Origin of the sequence: Leptospira biflexa serovar Patoc strain 'Patoc 1 (Paris)', assembly GCF_000017685.1 — a bacterium.
Classification (GTDB): domain Bacteria; phylum Spirochaetota; class Leptospiria; order Leptospirales; family Leptospiraceae; genus Leptospira_A; species Leptospira_A biflexa.
Map to the genome: position 1 here is coordinate 2,451,640 of NC_010602.1, position 14,485 is coordinate 2,466,124.

Annotated in this window: 13 protein-coding genes and 1 tRNA gene; 5 read left to right on the forward strand and 9 right to left on the reverse strand. The window is 39.3% G+C overall.

The annotated features are described in order from the left end of the window. Positions 1-3 precede the first annotated feature (3 nt). The 5 genes from LEPBI_RS11750 (at position 4) to LEPBI_RS11770 (ending at position 4,522) form a co-directional block, all read left to right on the forward strand. Positions 4-77: transfer RNA gene (locus LEPBI_RS11750), tRNA-Val, on the forward strand. 111 nt (positions 78-188) lie between these two features. Further along, positions 189-869, forward strand: coding sequence for a DUF6989 domain-containing protein (locus LEPBI_RS11755; RefSeq protein WP_012476352.1), 681 nt, complete (start codon positions 189-191; stop codon positions 867-869). Between the two features lie 28 nt (positions 870-897). Next, positions 898-1,809, forward strand: coding sequence for a hypothetical protein (locus LEPBI_RS11760; RefSeq protein WP_226992762.1), 912 nt, complete (start codon positions 898-900; stop codon positions 1,807-1,809). Between the two features lie 42 nt (positions 1,810-1,851). Beyond that, on the forward strand, positions 1,852-3,102 hold the full coding sequence (locus LEPBI_RS11765) for an LA_2490 family SGNH/GDSL-type esterase (protein WP_012389336.1): 1,251 nt from the start codon (positions 1,852-1,854) through the stop codon (positions 3,100-3,102). After that, positions 3,092-4,522 carry an MBOAT family O-acyltransferase gene (locus LEPBI_RS11770; protein ID WP_012389337.1) on the forward strand — a complete coding sequence of 477 codons (1,431 nt, stop codon included), beginning with the start codon at positions 3,092-3,094 and terminating at the stop codon, positions 4,520-4,522. Before LEPBI_RS11765 ends, LEPBI_RS11770 begins: the two co-directional genes overlap by 11 nt. A gap of 136 nt (positions 4,523-4,658) precedes the next feature. Here the strand turns inward: LEPBI_RS11770 and LEPBI_RS11775 are convergent, their stop codons facing one another. Genes LEPBI_RS11775 through LEPBI_RS11815 form a run of 9 tightly spaced genes read right to left on the reverse strand, consistent with a single transcriptional unit; the run spans position 4,659 to position 14,482 of the window. After that, complete coding sequence (locus tag LEPBI_RS11775) at positions 4,659-5,249, reverse strand: LemA family protein (RefSeq protein ID WP_041770032.1); 591 nt, start codon at positions 5,247-5,249, stop codon at positions 4,659-4,661. Between the two features lie 54 nt (positions 5,250-5,303). After that, a complete protein-coding gene (locus tag LEPBI_RS11780) occupies positions 5,304-6,461 on the reverse strand; it encodes a DUF1343 domain-containing protein (RefSeq protein ID WP_012389339.1) in 1,158 nt (385 codons plus the stop codon). After that, entirely contained in the window at positions 6,458-7,351 is an 894-nt protein-coding gene (locus tag LEPBI_RS11785; RefSeq protein WP_012389340.1) for a prephenate dehydrogenase, read from the reverse strand. The genes LEPBI_RS11780 and LEPBI_RS11785 overlap by 4 nt, the downstream gene beginning before the upstream one ends. Then, a complete protein-coding gene (gene pheA / locus LEPBI_RS11790) occupies positions 7,348-8,439 on the reverse strand; it encodes a prephenate dehydratase (RefSeq protein WP_012389341.1) in 1,092 nt (363 codons plus the stop codon). Before pheA ends, LEPBI_RS11785 begins: the two co-directional genes overlap by 4 nt. After that, the gene (scpB, locus tag LEPBI_RS11795; protein ID WP_012389342.1) at positions 8,432-9,070 is read right to left on the reverse strand and encodes an SMC-Scp complex subunit ScpB; all 639 of its coding nucleotides are present in this window, start codon (positions 9,068-9,070) and stop codon (positions 8,432-8,434) included. Before scpB ends, pheA begins: the two co-directional genes overlap by 8 nt. A 6-nt stretch (positions 9,071-9,076) precedes the next feature. Beyond that, on the reverse strand, positions 9,077-9,820 hold the full coding sequence (locus tag LEPBI_RS11800; RefSeq protein ID WP_012389343.1) for a segregation and condensation protein A: 744 nt from the start codon (positions 9,818-9,820) through the stop codon (positions 9,077-9,079). Between the two features lie 3 nt (positions 9,821-9,823). Further along, on the reverse strand, positions 9,824-10,186 hold the full coding sequence (locus tag LEPBI_RS11805; protein ID WP_002975323.1) for a response regulator: 363 nt from the start codon (positions 10,184-10,186) through the stop codon (positions 9,824-9,826). Between the two features lies 1 nt (position 10,187). Further along, positions 10,188-11,255: a protein-glutamate methylesterase/protein-glutamine glutaminase gene (locus LEPBI_RS11810; RefSeq protein ID WP_012389344.1), complete on the reverse strand. Its 1,068-nt coding sequence runs from the start codon at positions 11,253-11,255 to the stop codon at positions 10,188-10,190. Then, the gene (locus tag LEPBI_RS11815) at positions 11,252-14,482 is read right to left on the reverse strand and encodes a chemotaxis protein CheW (protein WP_012389345.1); all 3,231 of its coding nucleotides are present in this window, start codon (positions 14,480-14,482) and stop codon (positions 11,252-11,254) included. Before LEPBI_RS11815 ends, LEPBI_RS11810 begins: the two co-directional genes overlap by 4 nt. Between the last annotated feature and the right edge of the window lie 3 nt (positions 14,483-14,485).

Here is a 14,485-nt window from a genome sequence, read left to right on the forward strand (position 1 = left end):
CTTGGGGGATTAGCTCAGTTGGTTAGAGCGCTACCTTGACATGGTAGAGGTCACTGGTTCGAACCCAGTATCTCCCAAGACCATTTTCTGGAATTTTAGATCCCTACTCACAGAAAACTTACAAAATTCTCACCGCCAAACAAAGTTTCGACTTGCCAAACCTTTCGAATCTTTTCCAATTCGAAGCGATGAAACCTAAGTTCCTTGCTGAAGAATTTTTACTCGCTTTGTACTTTTTTGTATTTAGCATCCTTTCGGGAATCGTGTTCTTTTACTCTCCCCTTGAAGCGGGAGTGAAGATAGTGAGTCTCACCGCCTTCTTCCATGTCAGTTTCGTAGCCATTTGTATATTTTTCCATTGGCACACACCTTATCGGATTTGGAAATTTTTAGTCCCCTTATCGGTCTTTATGGTATTTCCAGATTGGTTTTTATCAGCCGTATTACAGACATTAGTTTTTCCTGAGGATGGATTTTTAAAAATTGGCACTGTTGCTGGTTATATGGCGGGGCTTTGGGTCATACCATTATTTATCTGTGTTTACACAGGGATCAAATTAGAAGAACGATCCGTTTCAATCATTGGCACAGGGATTTGGGTGGGACTCGTCAGTTTAATAATTTTTGGAACTTCCGAAGCCACCATGTGGATTTTAGGTTCCTGGTATGCGCAAAATGTAAAGATGTGGGGACATGTCGCTTATTATGTGCTTTTACCTGAAATGATTTTAGGAATCACGGCTTACCTTGCATACCAAGGATTCTCTTATTCCGCATATGTATTCCAGATTGCGATTGGTTTTCTTGTGATGATCCTTTATATAGGAAACTTATCTTTCTTTTATCTTCTCATTGAAAAAATACTTTAGATACTTAATCGACACATTCTTTTGTTTGTTGTTACTTCTCTTTTTGGGAGAAGTAACCCTTCGTTTTCTGACAACCAAACCTGCAGAAGAAATTCGTTACAAAAACATCCATTGTCTAAAGGGTTTCAGTGAAATTCGGTTATGTCCAGATGTGGACGAGGTTTTCACTCGGGCCGATGGAAAGTCTTGGGACATTTTAACCAATAACACTCGAGAAAGGATTTTATCCAAAACACAATTCCTCAATAGCCCCACCAAAGTATGGTTAATCGGTGATTCAATGTCGATGGGTTATGGATTGCCAACAAAAGAGACCATCGCTTTTGTTTTGGAAAACAAATTCAAATTGAAAGTGAGAGTCCTTGCTGTTGATGCCATCGGTACAAATGGCATTTTATCTTTGTATCTTCATTCCTACGAGAATACGAAACAAGAAGACCTACCCACTCATGTCTATTGGATATGGAACCCATCGGATTTCATTGATGATGAAAGAGAAAAAACTGGATTCAAAAAAATCATCTATCCCCTACATTTTTATCTTACAAGAAACCTACTACTCTATCAATACTTAATTCCTTCCCCAAAATCCAATGTATATACAAATGGGGTTCCGTATTTGTATCCAAATTCCCACATCACATACACCAACTTAAACCAATTCTTCACGAAAGGAATGCAGAACAAAGAACGATTGACGGTGTTATTCTCTTGGGGAATGGCTCCGAATGGCCTACCCGATACGAATGATCCCAATTATGATCGGGCCAACGAATTCTTTCAAAAACATGGGATCAGAAACCTAGACCTTCGAATAAAAACGGAAGACCAGTTTGCAAAAGGAAAAAAAATCTATATCCCGAACGACGGACATCCCGATCGTGATTTAGCGGAAATTTTTGCAGAAGCCATTGCGGACGACTACCAGAAACACAAATAGAAATGCTTGATTCCTATCCCCTTTTCTAAAGTTTAGAAGGATATGGTCCAAAACTGGAAACGATGGGGAGCCATTGTCCTATTTTTCCCGTTCGTTATTTTATCCTTGGAAGTGATCTTCCGTCTTGCCAATCCGCCTGCTCTTCGTTATTACCGCGATGTCAAACTTTTACATGCCTACCATCCTGAGTATGGTGTGACACTTGCTCCCAACGAACGACGATTTGTCCGCCATTATGCTGACCTTTGGCAAGGACAATTCACTACCAATTCCTTTGGACTCAGAGGACAAAACGAACCGAATCCAAACCTACCGAAACTTGTTTGTTTGGGAGATAGTCTCGTGATGGGATTTGGTGTTTCTGACGAAGATACCTTTTGTTCGATATTAGATGGGTATGAGGAGAACGGCACCACCTACCAAAGTTTGAATTTTGGTGTGGATGCATACGGATCCCTTGGGTCTTACAAACGATTGAAAGACCTGTCTGGGAAAATTGACAAAATTAAAAAGGTCTTATTTTTTATCTCTCCCAATGACTTTACGATGCCAAACGAATTACGAGCACAAGGGATTTTACCCGATGATGAAAATGATGCTCTCCATGAAAATGACCTGGAATGGAAAAACAAATTTCGTATTCAATTTGAACTGACGCGTGTTTCCTACCTTTTACAAGCATTAAAACTTGCTTATGAACAAACGAAAGTGAAATGGGCGCAAACAAAATACATTTTACAAATGGATTCTGAACAAATCGCCAAAGCTCCATTAGAGTATTTGCACGATGCATTTTTTGTTCCTGTCAAAAAAATACAATGTGAAGATACGGAACACTTTGTCTGTCCAACTCCTATCCCCAATTTACAGATTCAATGTTCCGATACGCCAATCAATCCAAATGACTTGGAACCACTTCCCGAAACCACAACGAGAGCTTATGATCTCATGATCCAATTTGCGAAAGAAAAAGGCTTTGAGTTCATTCCTGTCATTTTACCCATGCAGATCGAGGAAGTGTATTGTCGCCAATTGGGAAAATACAATCCTTTAGGCAATTATGCGCTTAGGGCGAAAAAGTATCTGGATTCAAAATCTGTGAAAACCTTAGAAATTTTACCTTATACAAATACAATGTGTGGTCGCGAATTTACAATTCATGGAAAAACAAAAAAAGCAGGGATCCAAGACTATTACATACCTGGAGATGGCCACCTAACGAAATTAGGAAATCTTTGGGCAGCTGAATCCATTCGTTCCGCTTTGAAGGAAAAAAAACCAAATGCTTTTTAATTCCGTACATTATTTAATTTTTGCTCCAATTGTTATCTTTATATATTTTTTAATCCCCAAACGATTCCAAGGTTTGTGGTTATTTGCTGTTAGTTTGTATTTCTATGCGATCTTTCGCATACCATTTCTAATATTACTCGTTTTTTCTTTTGTGATCACAAAACTTGCAGTCGATTACATGGAAGAAACAAATTCAAAATCCAAAAAAATCTTTTGGCTGAATGTTGCCGTTTGGAGTAATTTAAGTTTATTATTTGTATTTAAGTATTTGGATTTTACGATTACGGTTTGGAACCAAACGTTTTCCTTCACTGCATGTGATCCAGAATTTGTACAAAAATCGGGAATCCTCCTCCCAATGGGGATTAGTTTTTTTACCTTACAAGCAGTCTCCTATGCAGTTGATGTTTATAAAGGAGTTGTAGTAAGAGCCAAATCCATTTTCCATTTTGGATTATTTTTATCTTTTTTCCCACAACTTGTGGCAGGACCAATCCTTCGTGCCAGTGATGTTTTACATCAGTTTTTGGATTCCAAAGACTTTACAAAGGAAAATCTAAAACAAGGTTTGAAACAACTCTTTTGGGGAATCTTTAAAAAAACATTTATCGCCGACCCTGTTTCCTATGTGATTGATCCCATTTACGCCAGTCCCACTGAATACAATTGGATAGGTATGTGGATCGCAGCCATATTATTTGCTGTGCAGATTTACTGTGATTTTTCTGGGTACTCTGATATCGCCATTGGAACCGCAAGGATCCTTGGATTTCAAATTCCAAAAAACTTTGATCGTCCTTTTCTTTCGGGAACACTCAGTGAACTCTGGAGGCGGTGGCATATTTCCTTTAGCTCGTGGTTACGTGATTATGTTTACATCACCCTAGGTGGAAACCGCCGGGGTGAGGTGTTAGCGTATGTGAATCTTTTTATCACTACTTTTGTTTCGGGCATTTGGCATGGGGCCGATTGGACCTTTGTACTTTGGGGAACCCTCCACTCGACAATGATGGTGGTAGAAAAATTTGTGTTTAAATTTGAAACCATGCGAAACGCGTGGAATCGAGTGCCACGGTATTTACAACCTTTGTATCCAGTCGGAGTTTTTGTTTTGTCATGTTTTTTCTTTCGTGCGAAAGCAACACAAGAAGTACCAACTGGTATGGGGATCACAAACATCATGTTAGAAAGGGCTTTTACTGGTGCGAGTGGTCAATTCCCTCAGATGAGTTTCAGTTTGGTCGTGCTTGTGGGTTTTTTGTTTTTTGTTGATATCATGCAGGATAAAAAGGAGGACCGATTTGCCATCATCACGGACAATTTGTATTTCCTCATCCCAACTTGTATTTTACTCTACGTGACTTCCTTTATCATTTACAGTGTGACTGTATCGAGTCCCTTTCTCTACTTCCAATTCTAAATAAAAAAACCGGCAATTGTTTGCCGGTTTCCATTCTTGGTTTTGCCATCCTTAAGAAAAATAGTTCCATGGACTTTCATGTAAGCCATGTTTGGTGGGTCTACTTACCCACTCACTTTGGATCAGAAATTTATATTTAAAATTCTACTTTTGGTGCGTTTTCAATGGTCTTTTGGTCTTCCACTGTAAACGTTGCTTTTGCTTCATATCCAAATGCCTTTGCAGTGAGCACAGCTGGGAACTTTCGAATGTATACATTGAACTCTTTTGTGGCTTTGATGAAACGATTTCTTGCCACAGTGATTCGGTTTTCTGTACCTTCCAATTGGGCCATTAAATCAGAAAAATGTTGGTCCGACTTGAGTTGTGGGTAGTTTTCCTGGATCATGAGTAATCTTGACAATGCGGATCCAAGTTGGCCTTGTGCTTGGTCAAATTGTTTTAAACTTTCAGGATTGTTAACGAGTTCTGGAGTTGCTTGGATGGATCCAATTTTGGCTCTTGCTTCTGCAATTCCTTTCATGATGTCTTTTTCTTGGTTGGCAAATCCTTTGACGGCAGAAACTAAATTGGGAACTAAGTCAGCCCTTCTTTTGTATTGGTTGAGAACTTCTGCCCAAGAGGCAGTGACTTCCTCATCCAACTCTTGGATATGGTTGTACCCACAATTGGTAAATAGAGTAGTCATTAGGGAAAATAGGATGATGGTTCGAAACAGTTTTGTCATGGTCATTGTATACCTACTCTTTAGTCGGTCTGCAACACCATTTTGTTAAAAAATTTAGTACCGGTAAGGTTTTATTGCCTTAGACCATCGAGTTTCATTTTCTTTCAGGTACATTTCCAAATCAGATTCCGTATGGTTTCCGTACAAATAGTCGAGTAAGTAAGGATCACCCACAAGGAGTTCAATGGCTGGCCGATCCGAACGAAACTCATACACACCTTTTAAAAATGCAAACTGATCAGGAAACAACTCACGGAGTTGTTTGAGAAAAAATAAAACAAAGTACAAAGAATGGAATTGTTTCGGTCTTAAAACCATGAGCTGGTAACCCTCACAAATCGTACCAACATATTTATGGAAGGTAGGTAAAAAACGTAAGTTACGCAGTCGGAACGAATCTTTTTGATGATTCGATAATCGTTTTTCAAGTTCGAGTTTTGCAGAACCAAGTAGATAGGGAGCACCAAAGGTTTCAAATGGTTTTGTGGTTCCCCTGCCTTCCGAAAGATTGGTTCCTTCGAGTAAACACATTCCTGGATACACAAAACAAGTGTTTTGCGTCGGAATATTAGGCGAAGGTGGTACCCATTCGAAAGATGAATTTTTTTTCTGGTGGTAAACACCGATTGGCACGACCACGACATCTACATTCAAGTGGAAAGTATCATTATAATAAGTGAGTAGGCCCCCGGGTGTGAGCCCATGTCGGTGTAATACGGTTTTCACTCCCACAAACGATTGATAGGTATCCACTAATGGAGTTCCCTCTACCTTTGTTCCTATGGGATTTGGAGAATCGATGACCAAAAAAATTGGAGCCTTACCTGTTTCTTTTTTGATTTTAGAAATTTCTTCTAAAATATAATACGCAGTCGTTAAAAATGTGTAATATCTGGATCCAACATCTTTGATATCAATGATGACAACATCTAAGTTTTGTAAACTTTCCCTCGGAGGAACCAAACTAATTTCTTCTTTGCCATACAAATTAATAATTTGTTTATCCCCAAAAAGATACTGCAACTCATCTCCGCTCACCTGGTCTTGCAACTCAGCAAACAACCCATGTTCTGGTAAAAAAATGGTTTTGAGATTAAAAATTTCAGAATAAGTTTGGAAGTGATACTTTCCGTTGTAACCAAAAGCACTTTGGTTGGTTAAAATGGCCGCCTGACAACCGCTCAGTTTTGTAATATTTTTTAAAAACTTCATTTTGATTTTTGTATGGTTTCTTTTTGTTTGAGTGCAAGTTCCCAAATAGAATGAATTTTGGATTCATCGAGAGTCATATCATCGATCAATAGTTCTCGAAAGTTTGTAAGTTCGGAGATAAATTCGTCGATTGAGTTTTTTAAAAATGATTTGTTCTCTTCAAAAATAGAAGTCCACATTTCGGCATTGGAGCCAGCGATCCTTGACATATCACGAAACCCACCACCTGTGATCGGTTTTGGAATGGATGACACTTGTTCCATAGTGGTTTTGTTTTTCCCAGCCACATTGACAAGTAGAGTCGAAATTACATGAGGTAAATGGGAAACATAAGCCAAGGTTTCATCATGGACCTTTGCATCCATTTGGATCGTCCAAGATCCAATCGTTTCCCAAAACACTTTCACGGCATCAAAAGTAGTTTGGCGGGCATGTTTTGGTTTTGTCAAAATACATAGTTTATCTTGGTAGAGCCCATTCAGTGCCGCAAGGGGACCCGTTTGTTCTGAACCACACATAGGATGCGTGGAGATATAGTTGTGTTCCAAATCTTCGAAGTGTTGGTCCACAGAGTCGACAATCGATTGTTTTGTGGAACCCAAATCCATAAAGATAGTAGATCCTGTCTTCGGTAGACTTGGAATCAGATTTAATACTGACGCGACAGGTGTACTAAAAACGACAAGATCATAGAGTTCAAAATTGATCTTTTGATTTTCCTCTAATGTCAAAACTTGATCTGCTAATTTTTTTTCAAGGATGGACTCTTTACTTTTTTTTGAGCGAACCACTGCATGAATTTTTGTTTTGGGGTACTTGTCTCGGATGGCAAGAGAAAGTGATCCACCCATAAGCCCCATTCCGTAAATGAGGACCTTCTGAAGATTCATGTCGGAAAGGATCCTGCAGTTGGATAAGAACCGAGGACTTTTAATGCCTTACATTGTGATTTGATGGACTCAAGAAGGAATTTGATTTTTGGATCTGATTTATGACCAATGAAATCAATGAAAAAATGGTATTCCCATAAATTACGTTTGAGTGGTCTAGATTCAATTTTGGTTAAGTTCACAGAAGCATCATTAAAAGTTTTTAATATTTGAAATAATGATCCAGTTTGGTTGGGAATAGAAAAAACGATAGATGTTTTATCCTCTTTGGTTTGAGGCGATTCGGTTTTACCAATCACCAAAAACCGAGTGGTATTCCCTGAATAATCTTCAATGCCTTCCGCAATCACCCCTAAGTTATAAATTTCTCCAGCAATTTTTGATGCAATTGCGAGACCATCTTTTCGTTCTGATACTAATTTCGCAGCCATCGCAGTGGAAGATGTATCCACAACCTCTGCATTTGGTAAGTTCGCTGAGATCCAGTTACGGCATTGTTCATTTCCAATCCGTATTCCATAAATCTTTTTCACGGAAGCTAAATTTGTTTCAAATCCAAGTAAAGAAAAAGAGATCCTTTGGTATAACTCTGAATAGACGAAGAGATCTGTTTCCAAAAACATATCCAGAGTGGAACTCACCTGCCCTTCCGTCGAATTTTCAACTGGGACAACACCATAATCTAATTTTTCTTCTTCTACCATACGAAATACATCCGGTATGGAAGTTTGAGGAACAGCTTCTATGGAAGTTCCAAATTTGGATCTTAGCGCCGAATGAGAAAAACTACCTTCTGGCCCCAAAAAACCTATCCTTAACGGGTGTTCTAAGGCGATGGTGCCAGACATCATTTCACGATAAATAGCTCGGATCACAGAAGAAGGAAGTGGTCCTCCGGAAAGTTTTGTTACCTTTTCATACACATCTTTTTCACGATCAGGTCGGTAAATTGGTCCACCCGATTCTTTTTTCACCCTACCAATTTCCTGTGCAAAACCAGCTCGTTTTTGAATCAAATCTATGATTTGAGTATCGAGGGAATCGATATCAGATCGGAGTTTATTTAATTCTTCTTCCGCATTACTCATTGATTTTCTCTTCTTTTAATTCTTCTGGTAAAGAATCTAAATCAAAGTCAGGATTCATTTCTGTCTCATCAGTGACAATAATGGAATCAGGTGAAAAATCCTCAAATTTGAGTTCTTTTACTTCAACAGGTGTAGGTAGGTCTGTGAGTTTACTCAAACCAAAATGTAATAAAAATTCGTTGGTAGTTCCATACAATGTGGGGCGACCCGGCACTTCTTTTTGTCCCACTGCTTTCACCAATTTTTTAGACATGAGACTTGCGACCATTGCTCTAGAGGAGACTCCACGGATTTCGTCTAACTCGGTCAATGTGATGGGTTGTTTGTAAGCAATGATAGCAAGAGTATCTAAGGTCCCTCGAGAGAGAGTTTCCCTCTTTTTATCTTTGAAAATATGAGATAGGATTTCGCTATATTTTTGGTTGGTGATGAATTGGTATCCGCCTGCGATTTCACGCAGTAAAAAACCACCTTCTCTTTCTTGGTAATCAAGTATCAATTCATCCAATAGTTCTCGTGCTTCTGTTTTTTCAATTCCACAAGACTTCGCAAGAGCAGATAATTTGATTGGATCTGAAGACAAAAAGAGAAGTGCCTCAAGAAGGCCCTTTGTATAGTTTCTTTCTTCCAAATTGATCTAAACCTTGACTATTTTGATTTCTCCGAAAACTGCGTGTTGGATCACTTTGCAAACCCGGATTTTAACAACTTCTAATACAGCAAGGAAGGCTGCGACGATTTCTTTTTTTTCTGGTTTGTCATTTTCAAACAAATCCATAAAATGAATTTCGCCCGTTTTTTCTAATAAATTCTGGAGGTAAGCCATTTTATCTTCTACGGAATACTGGGAAACCCCTTCGTAAATTGGGATTTGTTCCTCTTCCTCATTGGAACTTTCCTGTTCCAAAATAGAATTAAAGGCAGAAATCAAGTCCACAAGACTGACATCAAGCCAAACTTCCGTTTCATCTAAAACTTGGTTGGTTTCCCTGGTAAACATCCCGGCGGTCAATCTGTCCAGTTCTGCCAAACGTTGGCCTGCCATTTGGAATTTTTTATGTTCCAATAGTTTATCCACAAGTTCTTTCGGGAGAGGTGGCTCATAGTCTTCTTCTTCAAAACCTGGGTCAGGGAGAAGTGCCTTCGATTTTAAATACACCAAATGGGCGGCCATCACAGCAAACTCAGAGGTAAGCTCGATGGACAAGGATTGACTTGTTCTCAAAAATTGAATGAAATCGGATGTGATACGCGAAAGGGAGACTTCAAAAATATCAACCTTATAACTATCAATCAGAGACCATAAAACCGTTAAAGGTCCTTCAGTCAATCCACCGTCCTGATTTTGCCACCGGACGATGAACTCCGGCGTTTGGGACACGATTTATAAACCTAGTGCTTTAGCAGCTGCTTGTTGCAATCTTTCCGGAGGAAATGGTTTCACAACAAAATCCTTTACACCCATTTTGATTGCCTTAGCTAAAAGGTCTTCTTGTCCAAGTGCAGTCACCATTATGATCTTTGCCGAAGCATCAAATTTAATGATTTCCTTTGTTGCTTCAATCCCATCTTTTTCGCGCATGGTAATGTCCATCGTGACCAAGTCTGGTTTGAGGTTTTTGTATTGTTCAACCGCAATATTACCATTCTCTGCTTCACCTACGATTTCGTGACCCGCTCCAACTAACGCATCTTTAACGAGCGTTCTCATGAATTTTGCATCATCTACAACCAAAATTCTTGCCATTTTAATTCCCTCTCGACTTTAATAATTCTATCATTTTCGGTACTAATTCTTCAACAGGGAGAACAAAATCGATCCCCCCTAGTTCTACTGCAACGCGGTTCATCCCATACACTACAGAAGTTGCTTCATTCTGAGCTAAGGTAATACCACCTTTCGCGTGTATGTTGGATATTGCGTGTGATCTATCTTTTCCCATACCAGTCATGATCATGGACAAAAGGTGATCTGCTCCATATGACTCCACCAAACTATCAAATAAAACCTCTATGGAAGGTCGATGTCCATTGACTTGTTCGGAATGAGTCAGCTCAATGAAACGATCTTTTCCTTTTGAGACGACCTTCATTTGGTAATCACCGGGGGCAATGTAAGCGGTTCCGGAATTCACCAAATCACCCTGTTCTGCTTCTTTCACTTGTATTTTAGACAGAGTATTCAATCTATCAGCAAAAGCCTTCGTAAATCCTGCTGGCATATGTTGCACAACAAAAATAGGCTTTGGAAAATCAGCTGGAATCCCTGCAAAAACGGTTTGTAACGCTTTTGGTCCTCCCGTAGAGGTACCAATACCGATAGCATCTACTTGGATCGGTTTTTGAAAACTTTTATTTATCTGGCGGTCGGTTCGTTCGGGACGAAGGATCGGCTCCAAACTTACCAGTTTCGAATCAGAGAACCCTTTGATTTTTAAGGATAAAACAGCGGCAATGTCTTCTGGGGAAAATTGGTTCCCACTCGATGGTTTTGGGATAAAATCAACGGCACCAAGCTCCAAAGCCTTAAAGGTAGCATCTGCCCCATGTTGGGTGAGAACGGAAAGCATGATGACGTGGCTCGGAAGTTTCTTTTTTTTAATTTCAGCGAGTGCCGTAAGACCGTCCATGATCGGCATTTCAATGTCTAAGACAATAAAATCGGGTTTTAGTTTTTCTGCGAGATCGATGCAGTCCATGCCCGTTTTGCCTGTGGCTATGACGGAAATTTCCTCTTTTTTGGTGAGGGCATCACTTAAAATATTCCTCACAAGAAGTGAGTCATCGATGATCACAACAGTCGGTTTTTTGTTCATGATTTATGAATCAACTCAACTAACTCGTCGAAATCTGGTAAAAATACTAAAACACCAATTAGGTTACTACCTTGGTGATTGAACTCAGTGTGCATGGACAAAAACTTTGTCCTTTCTGGTTTTACGATGTCGACTACTTCCATAAAACTTCCAGTGATCATCTCTGGGACAGATGGTAAAATTTCCTTTTTTAGTTTGTTGGAAAGCGAATTCATCACACTCGAACAAACTATATTGGAAATTTCGGACAATACAGACATCATATCATCAGACAATTTATGATTGTTGCCATCTGCATATTTGGCTTCTTCCGATCCGAGCAGTTCTTTCGCAATTTCTGAACCGTTTTCTTCCGAAAACATCATCAGTAAATTTCCATTTAAATCCCCAGTCATTCGGATTTTCATTCCAAAAAACTGATCCATGGAATACCGAAATTCTTTTGCCAAACCATCTCGGTCGGTTAATTTAATTTCTGGGATAAATAATTCGACTTCTTTGCCAACTAACTGAGACAAAACGACACCCGCATTCATCATACCCGTATTGACAATGTTTTCCAATTTTTTGATATCTTTGGAAGACATGATTTGATTGATCTCATCAGAATTCAGTGCAGCTACTTGGTTTAACCTTTCTTCTTTCTGCTCAACAAATCCTTTGATGATTTCTGCTGCCTGTTCCCTTTCCGTCTGTTTTACGTTGTCAATTTTGGCAACATCAGCCAATCGATGGATTTCATCCGTTTTATGATCCAGGACAAGTGTCGCTGTTGTTGTTTCCGTCGTTGTCGAATGGTCTTCAGAATGTCCATTCACTGTGGTTTCTTTTTTGGAAACTTCTGTTGTAATTTTTTGATTGGTAACAGGTTCTTCTGTGTACACTTCTTCTTTTGGCACAATGATATGTTTTTCGATTTTGTGTTTTTCTTTTTTGGTACGAGATTTGTCTTTTGCTCGTAACTCAATCAATTTCGCGTTATATCGATTGGTTGGATGGTTTGATTTAAATATATATTCAGAATCAGACATCTCAAGGGAACGAATCGTTGAGGAACGTTTCATCATCTCACCTGACACGAGTTTGTCTGTCCAATCCACTTTGTCTGCTGCGATTTCGACAAGTCCAGGGATATCCAATACCAAAATGATGGTTCCGTCTCCCATGATCGTGGCACCTGTTAAACCTTGTACGTCCTTAAAATTTTTACCTAAAGATTTGATGACCGTTTCGTGTTTTCCAATGAGGTCATCCACCATAAAACCTAGTTTGCGAGTTTTGTAGTTTACGATGACAACTGGAACTTCCAACATTTCTTGTTTGTCAGCAAGTCCCAATATACGATTCAAACGGTAGATAGGTAAAACCTCTCCTCGTAAATTGATGATTTCGTGGCCTTCCAAAGTGGTGATTTGGTCCAAATTGACCTTGATGGTTTCGGATACTTCTGATAATGGGAAGGCATACACCTCTTCTTCCATGATCACAAGGATCGAAGGAATGATGGCAAGTGCTTGTGGGAAAGATAGGGTAAAGGATGATCCTTTTCCTTCTTCTGAATGGATGATGATTTTTCCTTTGAATTCTTCGATGAGTTTGTTTACCACATTCATCCCAACCCCTCGACCAGAGATGTCAGAGATTTTGTCTGCTGTGGAAAAACCAGGAGCAAAAATAAACTGAAAGATATCGGATTCAGAAAGGTTTTGTGAATCGGCTTCTGTGACTAACCCACGTTCGATGGCTTTTTGTAGGATTTTATTTTTACTCAGTCCCTTACCATCATCGCGAATTTCCACAAGGATATTGGAACCACCTTGGTAGGCATTGAGTTCGACAGTTCCCTCTTCCGACTTTCCTGCTAGTTTTCGTTCTTCAGGAGATTCAATTCCATGGTCCACAGAATTCCGAATGAGATGGATGAGTGGTTCTCCAATGGCATCAATGACCTTTTTATCAAGTTCTGTATTCTCACCACGTAAGACCAAATTGACCTGTTTTCCAGTCTCGAGTGATAAATCCCGAATGAGTCTCGTGAATCGATTGAACACCGATCCAATCGGAACCATTCGGATGTTCATGATTCCTGTTTGTAAGTCTTTCGAAATCCGATTGATTTGGTCAATTTTCCCTTTGAGTTCATTAAATAGAGAGTCTTCACCGAACTGAGCCACCAAATCATCATAGATCTTTTGGAAACCTGAGTTTGTGATGACAAGTTCCCCCACATTGTTCATGAGTTGGTCGAGTTTGTCTGAGGAAACTTTGATGGTTCGCATCACAACCTTGGAATCGGTAACTGCTTTATCAAAATTGGCAGACCCTTTGGTTGGAACTTTCTCTTCTGTATCAATTGAACTGGATACTTTCGAATTAGATTCTTTCACAGAACTCTCTGCACGTTTTTCAAGTGCTTCCATTTCTGTCTCGGGGATATTGATTTCTTGGACGGAAAGTGTTTCCACCATATCAATATTACATTGTGTATACAATTCATCTTTTGAATATTTGGTTACTGTAATAAACGAAAGTGCGTAACTACCTTGTCCATTGTCCAAAGCTTCCTCAGTTGGATTGCATTTGATCACAACTCCAGACTGGGTGACTGATTGCAAAATCAATAACAATCGAAGATTTTGCATCGGCGTGTCATTTTTTAAACGTAAATCAACGGAAAATGCAGAGAGTCCGTCTTCTTCCTTGATCGCCATTCTGATTTCAGAAATTTCTTCTTCTGATAAATTGCCAAAAGATTCCGCATGATTCCCAACAACTTGTTTTGTTCCACTCGCTTGTGTCACTGTTTTTGTTGTAGCAGTGGTTGGTCCACCACCTCCAGAAACGGACACTTCATAATCCTGTAATTTTTGGATCATGTCTGTGAAAGGAGTTTCCACCTTCACTCCATTGGCAACTCCTTCTATCACTTGTTTGATCAAATCAAAACATTCGAAGAGTAAGTTTACCAATTTTACATTGATTTCTAAACTCCCTTCTCGGATTTTTTGGAGAAGGTTTTCCATTGTATGAGCTAAGTCAGATAAATTGTATAAACCAACAAAAGCGGATGAACTTTTTAAAGAGTGAGCCGCTCGAAAGATATCATTAATGATTTCTGGATTTTCGTGATCTTTTTCGAGTTTCACCAAATTGGAATTGAGTTCTTCAATTTGATCCTCGGACTCTTCCAGGAAAACTTCTGTGTATTCGCCTAAAATTCCAGCCAATGT